Source organism: Alicycliphilus sp. T452, assembly GCF_054512775.1.
In genome coordinates this window covers 1-812 of sequence record NZ_JBTNEH010000076.1, presented here as the reverse complement: position 1 = coordinate 812, position 812 = coordinate 1, and the positions used below count along the sequence as shown (strand labels likewise).

The window sequence follows — 812 nt, the reverse complement described above, 5'->3', positions numbered from 1 at the left end:
TGGTTGTGTCGCAATAGCGGCGCCGAGGCGGCAAATGGCCGTTGATGTCGATCGGTTTCAATGAGCCAAGCTGTAAAACTGGTCGGCGGCGGACATGGTGTTGCCACTCGGGCAGCGCTGCTGCCCTTTCTTGATCATGTGCATGGTCTCGATGCCGGCGATGATGCGTCTGGCGGACCAGAAAGACTTGAACCCCATCATCGGTCGGGTTCGTCGCTTGATCGCCCGGTGGTCCTGCTCGACGATGTTGTTGAGGTACTTCGACTGGCGCAGTTCAATTGCCACGCCGCTGTCGGCGATCAAGCCTCGCACAGCTGCGGTGTTGGCGCCGCTCTTGTCAATCGTGATCTTTTCGGGGACGTCATGCAAGTCAATGGCACGCTCGAAGAATCGGCGGGCCGCCGCTACATCGCGCCGAGCGGTGAGCAAGAAGTCCACGGTGTACCCGAGCTTGTCGACGGCGCGGTATAGATACTTCCACTGACCGCCGACCTGGATATACGTTTCATCGACTCGCCAGGAGCGCCCCACCGGACGCTGGCGCCGGCGAAACACCTTGGCCAGCACCGGCAACATCTTCAGTGCCCAGCGGTGAACCGTGGCGTGATCGACCTGGATGCCGCGTTCAGCCATCATCTCTTCCAGGTTGCGCAGGCTCAACGGGTAGGCCGCGTACCAGCGCACACATACCAGCATCACTTCCAGCGGATAGTGCAGCCGTTTGAGGACCCCACGCAGGACCGAATTCTGGAGCTGGAATGACAACGCTTGCATTATCAAATCCTAGCGGTTCCGCTTATTGCGACACAACC

At 59.7% G+C, this 812-nt stretch carries 1 protein-coding gene; it reads right to left on the bottom strand.

Annotation, left to right across the window (positions count from 1 at the left end; all coding sequences use genetic code 11):
• Positions 1-57 precede the first annotated feature (57 nt).
• Entirely contained in the window at positions 58-774 is a 717-nt protein-coding gene (locus ACX12L_RS22970) for an IS6 family transposase (protein ID WP_459264577.1), read from the bottom strand.
• Positions 775-812 lie beyond the last annotated feature (38 nt).